General features: G+C 69.0%; 11 protein-coding genes. 5 read left to right on the top strand and 6 right to left on the bottom strand.

Annotated elements, in window-relative coordinates; genetic code table 11:
• The first annotated feature begins 81 nt into the window (after nucleotides 1-81).
• Nucleotides 82-2,367: a family 20 glycosylhydrolase gene (locus OH735_RS01275; RefSeq protein ID WP_406386354.1), complete on the top strand. Its 2,286-nt coding sequence runs from the start codon at nucleotides 82-84 to the stop codon at nucleotides 2,365-2,367.
• A 213-nt stretch (nucleotides 2,368-2,580) separates the two neighbouring features.
• Nucleotides 2,581-2,955 carry a hypothetical protein gene (locus tag OH735_RS01270; protein ID WP_406378698.1) on the top strand — a complete coding sequence of 125 codons (375 nt, stop codon included), beginning with the start codon at nucleotides 2,581-2,583 and terminating at the stop codon, nucleotides 2,953-2,955.
• Between the two features lie 70 nt (nucleotides 2,956-3,025).
• On the opposite strand, the gene OH735_RS01265 is transcribed toward OH735_RS01270, so the two are convergent.
• The 3 genes from OH735_RS01265 to OH735_RS01255 form a co-directional block, all read right to left on the bottom strand.
• Complete coding sequence (locus tag OH735_RS01265; RefSeq protein WP_406386353.1) at nucleotides 3,026-3,709, bottom strand: MMPL family transporter; 684 nt, start codon at nucleotides 3,707-3,709, stop codon at nucleotides 3,026-3,028.
• Entirely contained in the window at nucleotides 3,631-4,380 is a 750-nt protein-coding gene (locus OH735_RS01260) for a hypothetical protein (protein WP_406378696.1), read from the bottom strand. The genes OH735_RS01265 and OH735_RS01260 overlap by 79 nt, the downstream gene beginning before the upstream one ends.
• Before the next feature lie 95 nt (nucleotides 4,381-4,475).
• Nucleotides 4,476-4,841: a DUF4277 domain-containing protein gene (locus OH735_RS01255; protein WP_406378694.1), complete on the bottom strand. Its 366-nt coding sequence runs from the start codon at nucleotides 4,839-4,841 to the stop codon at nucleotides 4,476-4,478.
• Between the two features lie 188 nt (nucleotides 4,842-5,029).
• Here OH735_RS01255 and OH735_RS01250 point away from each other — a divergent pair, with 188 nt between their 5' ends.
• Nucleotides 5,030-6,559, top strand: coding sequence for an FAD-dependent monooxygenase (locus tag OH735_RS01250; protein WP_406378692.1), 1,530 nt, complete (start codon nucleotides 5,030-5,032; stop codon nucleotides 6,557-6,559).
• Between the two features lie 93 nt (nucleotides 6,560-6,652).
• Here the strand turns inward: OH735_RS01250 and OH735_RS01245 are convergent, their stop codons facing one another.
• Nucleotides 6,653-6,988, bottom strand: a complete 336-nt coding sequence (locus OH735_RS01245; protein WP_406378691.1) for a hypothetical protein — start codon at nucleotides 6,986-6,988, stop codon at nucleotides 6,653-6,655.
• Nucleotides 6,989-6,994: 6 nt separating this feature from the next.
• Nucleotides 6,995-13,219, bottom strand: coding sequence for a DNRLRE domain-containing protein (locus OH735_RS01240; RefSeq protein WP_406378689.1), 6,225 nt, complete (start codon nucleotides 13,217-13,219; stop codon nucleotides 6,995-6,997).
• 637 nt (nucleotides 13,220-13,856) lie between these two features.
• Here OH735_RS01240 and OH735_RS01235 point away from each other — a divergent pair.
• On the top strand, nucleotides 13,857-14,786 hold the full coding sequence (locus OH735_RS01235; protein WP_406378688.1) for a transposase: 930 nt from the start codon (nucleotides 13,857-13,859) through the stop codon (nucleotides 14,784-14,786).
• Between the two features lie 115 nt (nucleotides 14,787-14,901).
• Here the strand turns inward: OH735_RS01235 and OH735_RS01230 are convergent, their stop codons facing one another.
• Nucleotides 14,902-15,030, bottom strand: coding sequence for a hypothetical protein (locus tag OH735_RS01230; protein WP_406378687.1), 129 nt, complete (start codon nucleotides 15,028-15,030; stop codon nucleotides 14,902-14,904).
• Between the two features lie 595 nt (nucleotides 15,031-15,625).
• Here OH735_RS01230 and OH735_RS01225 point away from each other — a divergent pair.
• Nucleotides 15,626-16,807, top strand: coding sequence for an ice-binding family protein (locus tag OH735_RS01225; RefSeq protein ID WP_406378685.1), 1,182 nt, complete (start codon nucleotides 15,626-15,628; stop codon nucleotides 16,805-16,807).
• Nucleotides 16,808-17,145 lie beyond the last annotated feature (338 nt).

Raw genomic sequence — 17,145 nt, 5'->3', positions numbered from 1 at the left:
GGGCCGACGAAGTTGCGAATATCGGGACTCGCCGGCTGCCTCGCAGCCCTGACGGCATGCTCGGTGCTGGTGTCGCCCGCAATGGCGAGTGAGGCAGGCGCGAAACCTAGTGTTTCGACTACGCCTGCGGGGGCCCAAAGCGACGCCGCCGACCCACGCACGACCCTGCTGCCGGTTCCGCAGAACTGGGAGCCCGCAGGGGGGAAGCTCACCCTGGCGAACACGACCAGGGTCGTGATCGATCCGGCCACTGCCGGCCGCTGGACCGTTGTCTCGGGCATGACGACAGAATCCGACCCCATTGTGTCGACCCGGCCGCTGCGCGAGGTCGCACGGTATGCCGCTCGAGATATCGAGGCCCGCACGGGTGTCCGCTTGCCCCTCACCCAAGCGAACAGTGCGAACGACAACGGCATCCAGGTGGCCCTCGATGCGGCTCTCGCACCCGAGGTCGGCCCCGAGGGGTACCGGCTGGAGATCGGTCGGACGGTGCGGCTCACCGCGCCCACGGCCAGTGGCATCTATTACGGGTCGCGCAGCCTGATCCAACTGCTGGTCGGGAGCGCCGACCAACGCACTCTGCCCACCGGTGTCCTCACTGACCGCGCCAACACCACCATGCGCATGAACACGATCGACGTGTCCCGTGAGTACTGGGAGCCTCGCGCCGTGGCCGACGTCATCCGACAGATGGGGTACCTCAAACAGAACTACCTGGTGCTTCACGTCGATGACGCCGAGGGTTTCCGACTCAACAGCCCCAAGTACCCCGGGCTGGCCGAGCCAGGCTTCAGCTACGACCGGGCTGACATCGAGAGTCTCGACCGGATCGCCCGGGAGAACAACGTGACCCTCGTTCCAGGTTTCGAGCTGCCGGCCCACGTCTCACCCAAGTCGGCCTACTTCCACGTCGGCATGGCAGACGGCCCGCGTGAGGTCGAACCAGGGTTCGGTGAGCGCGACACGGGCGCGACTCCGCAGAACACCTGCCAGGGCTACAGCTACAGCCACCTGACCGACGACTTCACGTTCAACCTCATGAACCCGAAGGCCCTCAAGGTCTCCCAAGAGATGCTCGAGGAGTTCCTCCCCTGGTTCTCCTCGCCATGGGTCCACCTCGGTGGTGACGAGATGCCCCCGAACATGAACAGCTGCCCCGCTCTGCGGGACTACGTGGCCAAATCGAACGGCAAGTACGCCACGACGGCCGATGTCGAGATGGAGTTCATCAATGAGGTGAATGACCACGTTCGGGCCAAGGGCCGCACCTCGGTGGTCTACAACGGCTCCGAGGCGTCGGCGCGCAACATCCCGCTCGACACCAACGTCATGGTCATGGACTGGACCGGCAGTGGAACCGCCGCCCACCTGAAGCCCTACGACAAGATCGTCGCTGACAGCAGCTTCCTCTACCTGGTGCCGGCCCGTTCAGGCCGCCCCAACCCGCAGCGCATCGCCCAGACGTGGACCACACCCACCGACCCGAAGATCCTCGGGTGGGGCATGCACGTCTGGGGTGACGACTTGGGCTGGGCTGAAGGCCAGTGGCTCGAGTCGCTGTCGATCACGCCAAGAGGTCGGGTCGCAGACCGGCAGTGGAACACCCGCCCGCGCACCCAGACGGAGTACGCGGCATACGAGGCCACCATGCAGACCATCGGTACCGCACCGGGATACACGGGCTTCCTGCAGCCCAACGCCACCACGAACGCCCGACCGATCCACCAGTACGTCATGGATCCGGAGTTCCCCCGTGGCACCTATGACGCACACACGTCGAACAACCGACGCGGAATCATCGACCGATGCGACCTCAGCGGGATGACCCCGCTGTTCGTCTCGACGCGCTCAGCCACCGACCCGGACAAGGGCCAGGTGAAGGTCATCGACTCCGGCGGCTACTGGCTCGGGGCCTCCAACCTGACCGGACCCTGGTCGGTCACCGGCACCGTCAAGGTGAGCGGAACGGTGACTCTGCTCGGCCAGGTCGACTCCACGAACCGGGTCACCCTGAGCCCGACCGACGTCACCGTGCGCTGGAACGGTGTGACCCAGAGCTTTGGTCGTGGCCTCGGGTCAGGGCAGTGGGCCGACTTCGCTCTCACCAGCGACGGCTCGACCGTCACTCTGTATCTCGACGGTGAGCGCGTCGGCACCGTCACCAGTGAGCTGACGCTGCCCCGCTCGCGGATGTTCTACGGCGCGTCCGGCACGACTCTCGCCGCCCTGGACATCTACGCGCAGCGCCTCACGGCCGATCAGGTGTCCTCCGTGCGGACGCAGCGTCCCGAGGCTGTTTGTGCGACCTACCCCGCGGCGCCGACACTGCCCGCGCCTCGGCCTGCCGGACCACCGACACGTAGCTGAGGAGGGCCCTACTGCTCATCGCTCAGGATCTCGCCCGTCCTCGACAGTCCCGCAACGAAGATCGCGACGACGAGCCACGAGCGTGAACATCTCCTGAGTCCGCATCGGTGTGCCGAAATCGAAACAGGGCGGCTAGACCACGGCGCTCCGCGGCGACCTGGCGGTGGTCGGCACTGTACGTCATCGAGGTCACGTAATGTAACCTGCGAGGCCGTGACCGGTCTGCCGACCCCCGCCGACCACGTGCTGGCCCAGTTCCCAGGAATGGGGCCGAAGGCCGGACGGCTCCTGCGTCTCGGGGAACAGTGGAAGTGCTGGGTGCTGTGCGATCGCGACCCGGTGTACGGCTGGACGGACGGTCGGGTCGCCCTGACCGGCGACGCCGGGGACTTCCCGCAGCGCCTCGTCGATCACAACCGCGCCCGCGCTCCCCGTACCGCCAGGGCGCAGCAGGTGGCGCGGGCGATGGGCCGTGAGGTGTACCACCCGGCGGGAGTGGCCGCCAAGGAGCGCAACGCGGAGATCGGTTCCCTGTCGGAGGCCGAGCTCTACGGGAAGGTCGCCTGGCTGCACGATGGGACGCCCTGAACCCGGGCACACCGTACGACGGTTCGGCTCCCCGCCCCTCCAGGGGCAGGGAGGCCGAACCGTCGTACGGTCAACGGAGTCGGGCGTCGCCCGCCGTCTGCGCGTCCGGGGCCGGTGCGGCCTGCCGGGCGTCGGGTCCGGTGCCTTCCTCGGGACCGCCCTCGATATCGATGCGCGGCAGCACGCGGTCGAGTTGGCCCGGCAGCCACCAGGCGGTGCGGCCGAGGAGCGCCATGAGCGCGGGCACGATGGTCATCCGGACGACGAGCGCGTCGAAGAACACGGCCGCGGCGAGCGACAGGCCGAACGCCTGCAGCATCGTCGACTCCGACAGGACGAAGCCGCTGAAGACGCTGATCGTGATCAGTACTGCGGCGGTGACCACGCGGGCGCTGTGGGCGAAGCCCTTCACGACCGCCTCCCGGGGCCGGCCGTGCCGCACGTAGTCCTCCCGCATCCGGCTGACCAGGAATACCTCGTAGTCCATGGCAAGGCCGAAGACGAGGCCGATGATGATGACGGGCAGCAGGTTGACGATCAGGCCGGGTGCCGAGACGCCCAGTACGTCGACGGCCCAGCCCCACTGGAAGACCGCGACCATCGTACCGAAGGTGGCGGCGAGGCTGAGTAGGAAGCCCAGGGCCGCTTTCAGCGGCACCAGGATCGACCGGAACATCACCATGAGCAGCAGGAAGGCGAGTCCGACGACGACCGCCAGGTACGGCAGCAGGGTGTCCGCGATGTGCTGGGAGATGTCGATGTTGAGCGCGGTCGTGCCGGTGACGGCGATCGCGGATCCGGTGTCGCGGCGCACGTCCTCCGGTCGCGGATGTCGCTCACCAGGTCCTCGGTGGCGGCGCTGGCCGGGGAGCTCTTCGGGGTCACCATCATGACCGCGGTGTCGCCGGCCTCGTTGGTCACCGGCGGGGAGACGGCCTCGACGTCGGGCAGGGAGGAGATGCTTTCGTTCACCTGCTCCGCGGCCGTCTTGGGGTCGCCGCCACCCTTGGCGTCCACCACGATCGTCAACGGGCCGTTGTGGCCCGGGCCGAAGCCCGCGGACACCAGGTCGTAGGCTTTGCGCTGAGTGGTGTCGGTGGGCTCGGTGCCGTCGTCCGGCAGGCCGAGCCGGATGTCGGCGGCGGGCAGAGCGAGGACGACGAGCGCCGCGGAGGCCGCCACCAGGAAGAGCACCGGCTTGCGCGCCACGAGCCGGACCCAGCGCAGGCCAAGGGCCGGCTTGCCGGAGCCATTGTCGCTTTCGTCGAGCGGCTTTCGGGAGGTGTCGGAGGCCGTCGCGGCGGCGGGACCCTCCGGCTCCGTGGTCTGCCGTTCGGCGCGGGCCCGGCGTCCGAGCACCCGCAGGCCGACGAAGCCGAGCAGGGCGGGCAGCAGGGTCAGCGCGACGAGCACGGCGACGGCCACGGTGAGCGCCGCGGCGACACCGATCTGCGTCAGGATCGGGATGCCCGTGCACGGATGAGGTTATCGGCAAGGGCAACCATGGACAGACATGCTGGTCATGTCCCAGTGCAGCCTCGACACGTCGATCCCGAACTCGGCGATCGCCCGGGCGCCGACCGTCCCCGCGATTCTGTCCAGCTTCGGCGCGATCGCGTCCAGGGCCCGGGCCAGACGGTCGTCGTTGAGTAGAGCCGGCTCGATACGAACACCTCCTCCACCGCCCAGGTACGGGCCCAGTCACCGACCCGCACCAGCGGCGCGGGCGAGGTCAGCCGGTTGACCACGAGCGCCTCGATCACTTGCCCGTGGGTCAGTTGCGCGCTCGCGCCACCCGGACACACCTCGTCGACGATCCCGGCGACATCCAGCCGGCGCAGAAACTCGGCAGCGACAGGCAGAGCGCCCAGACGCTTCTCCACCACGGACGTCACCACCACATCAAGGCGCTGACGCTGAGACCGAGGCCTCGAGGGCCGGGAAGTCATCGACAGACCCGGACCAACGTCACACCACCGGCCCGGGACACTCCCGGGCCGGACACACCATACGAATCAACGACCCGCGAAGTACGGGACTAGAGTCGATTCTGCGGGGAGGCGGCGGTCGGGCGGTGAGAGGGGCTGTGGTGGCGGCGGGCGCGGTTGTGGTGGGTGCGGGGCCGACAGGGCTCGCCCTGGCGTGTGGGCTGCGGGCGGCAGGAGTGAGCGTCAGGCTGATCGACCGGGCTGAGCGGCCGGCGACCTCGTCACGCGCCCTCGGCCTACAACCGCGGGGTGCGGAAGTCCTCGACCGGCTCGGCGCTCTGGGGGGACTGCCGGAGCGCTCGGTCCGGGTGAAGGAGGTTGTCACCCACGTCAACGGCGAACTCCTGGCACGTCTGCGGGCCGACCGGCCCGCGACTTCGGTGAGGCCCGTCCTGATCACTTCGCAGGCGGAGGTGGAAGCCGGGCTGAGACGCCGCCTGCGGGAGCTGGGCGGCGACGTCGAATGGGGAAAGGAGCTTCTCGCCGCCGACCAGGATGCACATGGCATCACTGCCCGGCTCTCGGGCGAGGTGGTGCGCGCGGAGTGGCTCATCGGCTGCGACGGCGCGCACAGCCGGGTGCGCAGGCTGGCCGGCATAGCCTTTCCCGGTGCGCCCGTGGCAGAGGGGTTCCTGCTCGCGGATGTGCGGGCGGAGCTGCCCCTGCCGCGAGACGTGGTGTCGACATGGCTGCGCAAGGACGAGATGTTCGGGATCTTCCCGCTGCCGGGCGATGACCTCTGGCGTCTTGTGGCGTCGTCCCCGGAAGGTGGCGTCGGCGCGGAACAGGACTTCGCCGTGCTGACCCGGCTGCTGCGGGACCGCTCAGGCATCGCACCCCCCGCGGCACCGGAGCCGCTGTGGACGTCCGCGTTCCGCGCTCAGCGTCGTCTGGCGACGGACTACCGGCGAGGTCGGTTCCTGCTGGCCGGAGATGCCGCCCACGTACACAGCCCGTTCGGTGGGCAGGGTATGAACACCGGGCTGGGGGACGCCGAGAACCTGGCCTGGAAGCTCGCTCTGGTGATGTCGGGCCGGGCCGGTGAGCGGCTGCTGGACACCTACGGGGCCGAAAGGCGCCCCGTGGCGCGGGAGGTGGTGGCGATGACGAGCGGCGCCACACGCCTGTTGGTCTCGCCGAGCGCACCGGCGCAGGCCGTACGCGATCACGCTCTGGTGCCGTTGCTGAACCGGCAGAGGGTGCAGCGGCTGCTCTGGGAGAAGACCTCGCAGCTCGGCGTCGGTTACCGCGGAGGGCCGCTGGCCGGTCGTTCGCCGGTGCGGTTCGCCGCGGCGGTCCCGCGTGCCGGGGACCGGGTGCCGGATGTGCTGTGCAACGGGCCGGACGGCACCCGGACCCGGCTGTACGCGGCGCTAGGCGGCACTTGGGCGCTGGTTGCCCCCGCGGGGACCGCGTCCACGTTCGTAGAGGCCGCCCGCCGCCATCTGGGAGGGGCGGACGCCGTCGTCGCGCTCACCTTCTCCGCAGACGGGCGGAAGATCATGCTGGTACGTCCTGACGGTCACCTTGGCTGGTCCGGCGGGTCCTCGGCCTCGCTGGAGTCGTGGCTGGCCCGCGCGGTAGCGGGCGGCCGGCCCCGGACACCGTTCCGCTAGGGCAGGAGGCGGCGGCCGGGGCGGCTGTGCGGAAGTGGCGGTCCTCCGGTTTCCCGGAGGACCGCCACGTCGTTCGCTAGCTGTCGCCGCCCGTCACACCATCGCGAACAGTGAGGCGCTCAGGAACGAGATCATCCCACCGATGAACAGGGCCGCTGCGGCGAAGTTCACCGTGGCACGGAGCGGCAGGCGGCTGGCCAGCCCCTGCGCCAGCACCAGCAGCGAGATGATGGCGGGCAGCGCCGCCAGGGCCAGCATGGTGAAGCCCGTTTCCGCCGATCCGGTGCCGACGGCGCCGGACTCCTGCACCAGCTGCACGCCGTTGAACGTGAGCGGTAGCACCGCGACGAACCAGGGAACCGCGGCCATGGCCGTGATGACCAGGCCGTACAGCACCGGCCGCGAACGGTCGTGGACTGATGTGTTCATGATGGATCACCATACTCCGTAGAGGCTCGTGTAGAACGAGATGTTGCTGGCGAAGAGGGCGAACCCTGTCCTCGCAGCGATCTTGTTCGCCGTTGAGCAGTAGGTGTTGTTATCGCACTTCGTCTTGTTGGGCCCCCATGCCTTGGCCTTCATGTAGACCATGCCCCAGCTCTTGGAGAAGGTGAATCGCAGCCGCTTTCCGGGGCCCTCGAAGTGCCCCTTCAGGGAGAGGAACTGGAAGTAGGTCGACGTCAGCTTCTCCACCTTGACCGGCCCCAGCACGGGCTTGAGGTTGCAGCGCTCGCCCCTGTTGAGCGTGGCGCCGCAGCCGCTGAGCGGGAAGACCCAGAAGTGATTGCGGATCCACTTGAAGACGGTTTTGGCGGAGCTGAAGTAGCCACCGAGGTTGTACGAGAACGAATAGGAGTAGGCACCCGTCAGGTCCGTGCAGGAGACAGGGTTTCCACGGCAGTACTCGTAGTCGTTGTCGTTGCCCCCGTACACCGGGTCGGCCTGGAGGAATCGGCCTGAGGTGGGCTGGTAGAGGCGCACCCCCATGAGCGTGATCCCGCTGAGTGTGCCGCTGTCGCGTTGGTAGGCGCCCAGCCATCCGTAGGCGGCGGACACCGTGCCGTCGAGCACGTTGCCGAACTCGTCGAAGCGCTGGACAGTCGGTACGGCAGCGGGATCCAGCGGGAGCTGGACCGCCACGTCCCCGTGCAGATTGGCGAGTTGGAGAACCACTCCGCCGGTGGCCGTCGTGATCGCGCCGAGCGCACCGCCCGCGTCGGACACGTTGCGGCTGACCGAGCCTGCGGAGGCCTTGGTCCAGCTGGGACTGTCGCAGTCGCAGCCGTAGTGGTTCGTCGTGGTAGCCGTCGTGGACCAGTTGCCGGCCTCGTCACGGGTCTGATCCGTGGTGAGGGCCAGGCGGCCGGCCGCGTCCAGCGACCAGGTGGTCCGCCGGGAGCCGACGGTCTCACTGTGCACGAGGTCGTTGGCGAAGTACGTCAGCCGGCTGTCGTCGACGGACGTCGTGCGGCCGAACTCGTCGTAGGCCACACCCGGTGCGACGAGCCGGTCGGCGCTGTCGTAGCTGTGCGACGTGGTGGTGACCACCGCGTCGTCGGTCGTGCTGTCACAGTCGTCGGTGGTGGTCTTCAGCGCGGTCCGATTGCTGGCGGCGTCGAGAGTGTAGGCGCGGATCGTGCAGCCGGTGGCCGTGGTGTCGGTGGCGCGGGCGAGGCGTCCGGCCGCGTCGTAGCCGAAGGTGGTGTCGGTGGTCGAGCCGTCGGTCTGTGTGTGTCCGATCTGTTCGCCGTGGACGGTGTAGCGGGCGTTGTCCGAGAGGATGGTGCTGCCCTCGGCGTCGGAGTAGACGCGTCCTGTCTCGTCTCCGGAGGTGTTCGTGGTGACGGTGAGTGTGGAACCGCCCGGCAGAGTCTGGGAGGTGAGGGTGCCGTCGGCGTCGTAGGAGGCGGTGAAGGTTCCGGCGACCGAGTCGGTGAGGGTCTTCCGGTTTCCGGCAAGGTCGTAGGTCGACGTCCGGGTGGAGGGGACCGAGTCGGTGACCTTCACCGGTCGGTCGAGGATGTCGTACGCGGTTGCGGTGCGGTTGCCCGCGCCGTCGTCGTACGAGGTCGGGCGCCCCAGCGTGTCGTAGGCGTAGGCGATGGTCCGACCGCCGGAGGTGCGGGTGGCCACCTGCCCGTTGGCGGGGTCGTAGGCGACCGTGGTGTCGGGCAGTGCCTGTCCGGCGCCCCCCGTGACAGCCGTCTTCACCGGCCGGCCGGCGTTGTCCTTGGTGATCGTGGTGGTGCGGGTCTGGCCGTTGGCGGTCTCCGTCTTGGTGGCGAGCTGGGTCCAACGGTCGTAGGTATAGACCGTGGTCGGCTTCTCGGCGGGGTTGCCACCGTTGCCGGTGACGGCGGCGGCTGGAGCGGTCCGGCAGACCAGACCCGCCCACTCCGGCCGACCGGCGCAGCTCCCGGTGCCGCCGGCGGTGTAGTACGTGTACCGGATGGTTCCGGAGTCCGATCCGCTGGACCGCGCGGTGCGAGTGGCGGACACCTTCCCGTCGGCGCCGTACTCGGTGACCAGGCCGGTGGTGTCGTCGCCGCCGGTCGCCTTCGTCTGGCCCGTGGCCCAGTCGTAGGAGGCCGTCAGCGTGCGGACGTCGCCGTCCTTGGTGTAGCCCTCGACGAAGGCGCCGGTACGGGTGGTGGTCACCAGGTCCGCCAGCTTGGCGTCGGAGGGGCGGTTCTCGTCGTAGCTGTACGCCTTGTGTAGTCGGGCGGGCACGGTTGTGCCCGCCGTCAGGGTGGAATCGGCGGTGGAGCCGGTCAGGTCCCGGGTGAGGACGACCTCGTGGAGAGGCCCGTACTCGTGCAGCAGCCGGTTGCCGTCCGCGGAATACTCGGAGACCGCGGAGAGCCGCTGAGCCCGCTCGGCCGTGGACAGGTGCGTGAGACCGAGCGTCGCGAGCCTGTCGGCCGCGTCGTTCGCGGTTCCCAGCGCCAGGTTGCGGTTCTCGCCGGTCAGCTCGGAGAGGGTGTTGCCGAACGCGTCGTACTGGGTGGCGGTGAGGGAGTCACCGGGGTTGGCGGTGTTGGTCTCCTGCCCGCCGGCGTTGACGTACGTGATCGTCGCAGCGTCGTACGCGTCGGACGTGAGGTCGCCCCCGTTGTGGGAGGAAGGAACGGAACCGGGCGGGAACACCGCTGTGGCGTCCGTCGGAGCCTCCTTCTGGCCCCAGGCGGCCACCGACGCGGAGTCCATGGTGCGCGGTGCCTTGGCGCCGGTCAGCGGCACATCGTAGACGAGGCTGGTGACGGCGGTTCCCGAAACCTGGCTGTCCGAGCCGGAGGCGAGTGCCGGGCGCGAAGCCGTCAGCAGCATGCCTGCGCCGGCCGTCGCAGCCGATCCGGTCGTGCCGTAGACGAAGGTCCACGGGGCCCGGCCCGGTTCCGTCAGGGTCTCGATCCGGCCATCGGCGTTGTAGGTGTACGCCGTCTTGAGAGCCGGGCTGATCTGCGGGTCCCACACGGTGCGCAGGCGCCCGGAGGTGTCGTAGGCGTACGACGTCAGGGTCTCGGCCGTCGCCTGTGTGGCGCCGGGGCTGGTGGCCCACAGCCTGACGTTGCTGACCCGGTTCTTGTAGTCGCCCAGGGTGCTGCCCGCTGCGGTGGTGGCGTCGGCGTAGACGAACTCCAGGACGCGGCAGCCCCGTGCGGACGGCTCGGCCTGGCAGGTCGACGCGGCGACCGCGGGGGTCGGGGAGATGATGTACTTCGGCCGCGCCAGCGTCTCGCCGCCGGTGACCACCGACTCGGAGGCGACGGTCACCGCGGAATCCGCCACCGCGGCCGCGGTGGAGGACAGGGACCAGGTGGCGGATCCGGCCGTCGCCTTGGCGAAGACCGTGGTGTTCGCGTCGGTGTCGGTGAGGGTGAACTTCGTCCCGGACAGGGTGCCCGTCAGCTTCAGGGCGTCATGGCCCGGCTGAGCCGCCCATCCGCCGCCCGCGGTGCTGGTGAAGGCGATGGTGCTCCCGTCCGCGTTCAGCACCTCGAGGGAGGTGCTCGACGTCGCCCGGATCTGAGTGAAGGACGTGCTCTGCGAGGCGACGGACGAGGTCCACCCGGGTCCGAAGATCTCCGCCTGGCCTTCGGTGTCCGTCGCGTTGGTCCGTGAGGAGAAGACGCGGCCCACGGTCGTGTCGAGCGCCGAGGCGTCCGTGGCGGACAGGGTGAAGTCCCCGGTCAGCTGGTTCACGGAGCCGGGCCCCACCGGAGCGCTGGGAGCGTTGCCCGCATCGCGGTCGAGGGTGACCTCCACCGTCTGGGACTGTCCGGTGGCGGTGCCGTCCGTGAAGGCCGCACGCAGTTCGATCACGCCGTCCTCGGCGAGGGTGGAGACCACGTTCCAGACCAGTTGGGGGGCAGCGCCACCGGTGACCGGTACGGGCCACGCGGACACGGCGTCACCGGACGCGGTGACGGCACCGGCCGGAACGGTGCGCCAGGAGTCCGTCTCACCTCGCCGGTACTGCCAGGTCACGCCCGTGTAGGAAGGGAGCCCCCTGGCCGCCAGCGTCAGCCGTCGGGCCGTCTCGTCGCCGTCGGACGGTGACAGGATCGCGGCCCCGTCGCTGCCCACGCCGAAGGAGTAGGCGGTCGTGGTGGAGAGATTCCCGCCGGAGTCCACGGTTCGGGCGTAGAGCGTGTGCCAGCCGTCGCCCGGTGCGATCGAGATGGTGAGCTCGTCGCCGCCGGTGCCCTTGACGGTGTCCAGCTTCCGGTTCGGCGTTCCGGCGTCGTCCAGGCCCCAGTGATAGCCGGCGCCGTCGGTGGAGACGGTGTCCAGGGTGCAGGTCACCGCGCCGGCCGCCTTGGGGGTCCAGCCGTTCTGCTCATAGACGTCGCAGGAGACGGCAGGTGCTGCGGGCTTTGCCGTGTTCAGCACGAACACCGTGTAGCCGGACCAGGCGCCGTAGTCGGCCCCGTCGTACGCCCGTACCCGGTAGCGCAGGTGCTTGCCCGCCGGCAGCGCACTGGCCGACGGTACGGTCAGCTTGGCCACCGAGCCCGAGGCCACCGCGGGACTTGTGCCCGTGTACGCGTAGGTGGTGTCCGCGGACGCCGGATCGGCCGTGATCTCGAACTGGGCCCTGGTATTCGCACCGTCGGGGTCGGTGACCTTCGCCGACAGCGTTGGCGTCAGGGAGGTGACGTACCGCTTCCCGTTGTAGGCGTTGAGCTGCGAAGGGGAGATGGAGAGCGAACTCGGCAGAGCCGGGTAGGAGTTGTACGTCACGGTCAGGTGCGGCTCGGTGGATCCGTCCCCGGAGACGTAGTTGGCGGACCGGAAGCGACGCCACGTCAGGGAGTCGGTCTCCGAAGCGCCCGCGACCCGGAGGCCGTAGTTGGCGGAGCCGTCGGCCCAGGCCTGCACGATGGCGTCGATGTCGAAGTTCATCGTGCCGGCGGGGCAGGCCGGGTCGTAGCCGAGGGCCGCCTTGTTGGTCACGGCACCGGTGGCCGTCGTGGAGGGCTGAGCGCCCCAGGTGACGGATGAGGACGACCAGGACGAGGTGACGCGGCGCACCTGCGTGCCAGCCCCGGTCGTCTGGCACGTCGAGGAGTAGTACGAGTACAGCGCCAGGTTGGTGTCCGTGATCCGCTTGCCCTTGAACTTCGACACGTCGAACATCAGGTACGAGCGGGCCTTCGTCGTACCGCCGTCGTACGTACCCGACTTGAGTTCGGTCGAGGAGACCTGGGAGTCGGGGTAGTTGGTCGCCACCCAGGTGTCGGTGGTGGCCGCCAGCGTGGACGTCGGGTCGACGGTGACCGGGTAGGTCAGGTCCCGCTCGAAGTAGTCGGCTCCGGGGGAGAGGACGAGGGTCTGGGACCCGTCGGCCGCGGTCTCGATCTCCGTGTCGACCGGTGCCTGGTGACGGGACTCGCCGGAGGCGTCGTCCCGGGAGGAGTCCCACATCATCGGGGCCGGCGCCTCGGCCACCAGTTTGCCGTCGCGGTCCTTGAGCAGCAGACGCCCGGAGTCGGCCTGCGACAGCTTCAGCCCGTCCAGCTTGAGGGGGATACGGTACTCAGGGGCCCGGCTCGGTGCCTTGCCCAGCACGACGTTCTGAGAGAAGCCCTGGGACAGGGCGGTGACGGTCAGGGTCTGGCCGTCACCGAGGTCGTAGGCGGCGGTGTCGCCCTTGACGTCGGGCGTGGGGAGCGATTCGCCCCAGCCCATCTCAAACGACTTGTCGCCCTTGGAGACCGAGGCCAGTGCCGTGTCACCACCGTCCGACACCTTGATGTCGGCCACTGTCACGGCGGGCTCCAGGGAGGAGCCGGTGTCGAGCAGCGATGTGTCGATGTTCCGCCACGTGCCGCCCACCTTCGTCCGGATCGGTCCGGCGTACGTCGTGGTCTGCAACTCACCGCTGGGCAGCGCGTAGGTGGTCGAGGTCGCGGTGCGCTCCGGGGCCACCTCGATCCTCCGATCCTGAAGCCGCGCCATCAGCAGTGCCGTTGCCACGGAATCCGCGGAGTTCGCTGCTGCGCTCGGAGCGGGCTTCTTGGGCACAGCCTGGTCCGCGTCGGCGGCCGGGCCGGCGAACGCGGTACCGGTGGCGACCGACAGCAGCGCGGTTTCCGCCAGCAGCACGGCGGCCAGGGACAGGGCTATGCGTCCCGTGGCCGTCGGTCTGTGTCGCATCCGATGGCGAAACGTTCCGCCTTCAGTGCTCGATCTCACTGTTTCTCCTTGAGGAGTGCACACTCTGCGCATGGACTGTCCATGTCATGAGCCTCATGATCATAAGGCGCGATCTTCATGATGGAATCGTGAAGGTCGGTGCTGGACCTCTCCCCACCGAGATGGCGTTGGAGTTCGCCGATCACACCGTCCGTCACGGGCGTGCGTGCGGGGACAGCGGAACGCGGTGGAGCGGGGGCCGGCGCTCCATCAGCGGCCGGTCCCCGCTTCCGCGCGGCTCCCTCGGTCGGGAAGGGGCTAGCGGTGTTTTGTTAGACCGGGGAGTAGAGATCGAGTGGGTGGCCTGCGCCGACGGCGTTGATCAGGGCTTGAAGTTCGGGTGGCGGGGGTGCGTTGCTCCAGGCTCGCCAGCACCGTTGGAGGGTGGTCCAGGGGTCGAGCCAGGCCCGGACGGCGCGAATCGCCTGCGGCCAGCTGGCCGGTTGGGGCTGGTGGGGTCTGCTGGAGCCCCCTCTCAGCCGGCCCCACCGCTGCGCGGCAGATCGCCACAGACGGATACCGGCTGCTCGAGGCAGTCTTCGCACCCACAGCGCCGGGCTGGCTGCGGGAGGTCCCCGCCGTCGTCGTCCTGCGGACGGTGTGGCTGCAGCAGTTCGGCCGCACAGTGACCGACGGGATCGAGGAGGTGGCATGGCGGGGCAAGGAGGATTGCCCGCCCAGCAGAGCCAGGGTCACCTCGCCCTACGACGTAGATTCCCGCTATGCCGTCAAGCGCGGCTCGGGCTGGGACGGTTACAAGGTCCATCTCAGCGAGACCTGCGACGACCCCGCTGAGGTCGGGCGCCCGCACGTGATCACCCACGTCATCACCACCGATGCCACGGTCCACGACGCGGCGGTCGTCGAGCAGATCCACGATCGCCTCGACGACAAGGGCCTGCTGCCATCCGAGCACCTCCTGGACTCCGGCTACGTCTCCGCCGAACTGCTGCTGACCTCACCGGCGGAACGCGGTGTCGAAGTCGTTGGTCCGGTCAGGCCCAACAGCACCCGCCAGGCTGTCCAGGCCGCCGGCTACGGCAAAATATTCTTCACCATCGACTGGGACGCCCGGCAGGCGACATGCCCGAACGGAGCGAACAGCAGGTACTGGACTGAGGGTTACGACCACAGCGGCCGTCTGGCGGTCCGGATCCGCTTCGCCACCCAGACATGCGCGCCCTGCCCGGTGCGCGACCAGTGCACCCGCTCGACCCAGTACGGCCGGCAACTCACCGTCCGCCCCCAGGACCAAGACATCCTCCTCGAACGCGTCCGGGCTGAGCAGGACACCGAGGAGTGGAGGGCCCGCTACGCGGCCCGCGCGGGAGTCGAAGGCACCATCCACCAGGCCGTTGCTACCACCGGAGCCCGCCGCACCCGCTGCACCAGCCTGGCGAAGACGCGCCTGGCCCACATCTTCATGGCCACCGCCATCAACTTGATCCGACTCGACGCTTGGTGGTACGGAACTGCACTCGCACCGACGCGCACTTCCCACCTCGCAGCCCTCGACCTCGCCGCGTGAGATCAATTGGGCAACAGGGTCATCGAGGTCGAGTACAACCGCACCCGCCTGCGCAAGCACCCCGAGTACGGCTACGTCACCCCAATCGAGACCAGAGCTCTGGCGACGCAAGACCTCACTCCCGCAGCATAAACACCCGCTGTCCAAGCCCAGGGTGGAACTTCACCTGGACGGCCCGGTGCTGGTCGGGCTCCTGGTCGGGGCGGGCGTGCCGGGCGCCGGCTGGTGGTCGGTGTGCCGTCATCGTCGTGGCTCCTTCGCTCGGACCGCCCCAGGGTGGGGCGGTGACCGAGGGAGCAGCGTGCACGGGCACCCCTTGACCGCAGTCTGACGGCGGCCGGTAACGAGCGTGGTCCAGGAGGAACGCGGCCGTGAACGGCGCGGTGGCGGATCTGGACAAGGGGCCATGGTCGGGCTCGTGGTCGGGCCGACCACGGTGGACAGGGGGGGAGCCGGGGCGCTGGGCCGAAGGTGTTACGCGCGACCGCTGGTGGCGTGACGGTGCGACAGGTGATGGGCACTCACCCTCGCGCCTCCTGGCTTTATCGCCGTCATATGTTCGCATGGTTCCGCACTTGGAGAAGTCTGCGTGATGATTCGTCGCTGTGGGTTCGCTGCGTGTTCTGCGGTCTCCCGCTCCAGCGGACTCGGTGCTCAGGTGGGCGTTCGTCACCTGATGGGCAGCGGCTACGGGTCGGCAGACGCAATCCACCCCGAAACAGGAAGGACCACCTCCAATGGCTGTGGATGCCACTCCGTCTGCCTTCTCGGAAGACGGGCGCAAGCGAGTCCGACGCAGGCGTATCTGGCGCAGGGCGTCCTTCGCCGTGCTGTCCGGTGTGACTCTGCTGAGCACGACCACGTTCTTCACCACCGCCGCGTATGCAGCGGAGGCTCCGGTGGGACTGGGGACCGGCATCAGTTACGCCGTGCTGGCCGGCTCAACGGTTACCAACACGGTCACCACTACCGTTCTCAACGGAGACCTCGGGCTCAGCCCAGGGAGTTCTGTGACGAACTTCCCGCCTGGTCTCGTCTTCGGCGCTCAGAACGTAGCCAACGGTCCCGCTCTCACGGCAAAGAACGACCTGGGCATCGCCTACAACGACGCGGCGGGTCGCACTCCGACAGGGGACGTGACGGGCGTCGACCTCGGAGGACAGACGTTTACGACTGGCGTCTACAACTCCACAAGCTCAATGGCCCTCACTGGGGCCGTCACCCTCGACGGAGGGGGGAACTCCGGCGCCGTCTTCATCTTCCAGGCGGCATCGACCTTGATCACAAGCTCGGCGAGCAGCGTCAGACTTGTCAATGGGGCTCAGGCCTGCAACGTGTTCTGGCAGGTGGGCAGCTCCGCCACGATCGGGACGTTCTCCAATTTCAAGGGCAGCATCCTGGCCTCGGAGTCCATCACGGTACAGAACGGCACGGAGATCCAGGGCCGGGCCCTGGCGCGTACTAGCGCGGTCACCCTGGACAACAACACCATCACCGTGCCGTCCTGCGTCGGGGCGCCCGGGCCGACCGGGCCCACTGGACCGACGGGCGGAACTGGTCCGACGGGCGGTACCGGGCCCACTGGACCGACGGGCGGAACTGGTCCGACGGGCGGTACCGGGCCCACTGGACCGACGGGCGGAACTGGTCCGACGGGCGGTACCGGGCCCACTGGACCGACGGGCGGAACTGGTCCGACGGGCGGTACCGGACCTACTGGTCCGACGGGCGGTACCGGACCTACTGGTCCGACGGGCGGAACTGGTCCGACGGGCGGTACCGGACCTACTGGTCCGACCGGCGGTACTGGTCCGACGGGCGGCACCGGACCTACTGGTCCGGCAGGACCTACTGGTGGTGGCAAGGGTGACCACGGTGGTGGCAAGGGTGACCACGGTGGCGGCAAGGGCAAGGACAAGGACAACCACGGCAAGGACAAGGACAAGGACAAGGGCAAGGGCAAGGGCAAGGGCAACCACGGCAAGGGCAAGGGCAAGGGCAAGGGCAACCACGGTAGATAGGCTCGCGACCATCTGGCCGACACGCGGTCAAGGGCTGAACTGGCGCGCAGACCGGTGGGCGGCTCGGTGGGAGCAGAGGCTCCAGGCGTGCCAGGATCCCGGCGGTCGCCGCTCCTGAGCTCCTGCTGCGAACGCCTGCGCGGCGAGCTCCGTGACGTTGGTTTCGGCGACGCACACCGCTGTGACCGACCGATTCCGCGCCTCTACCGCGCCTGTGAGGTCCTTGAGCAGCTGCGTCCAGTCCATGGCCGGCACAACGCCCGTGGCGGAAGAGAGTGACGGGCTGTGATGATCCGGGGATCTACCTCCCAGCTCGCTTCCCAGGAACGCGCCCACGA

This window comes from Streptomyces sp. NBC_01618 (assembly GCF_045209435.1).
In the GTDB taxonomy this organism is placed as follows: domain Bacteria; phylum Actinomycetota; class Actinomycetes; order Streptomycetales; family Streptomycetaceae; genus Streptomyces.
This window is presented reverse-complemented; position numbering and strand designations above follow the sequence as displayed.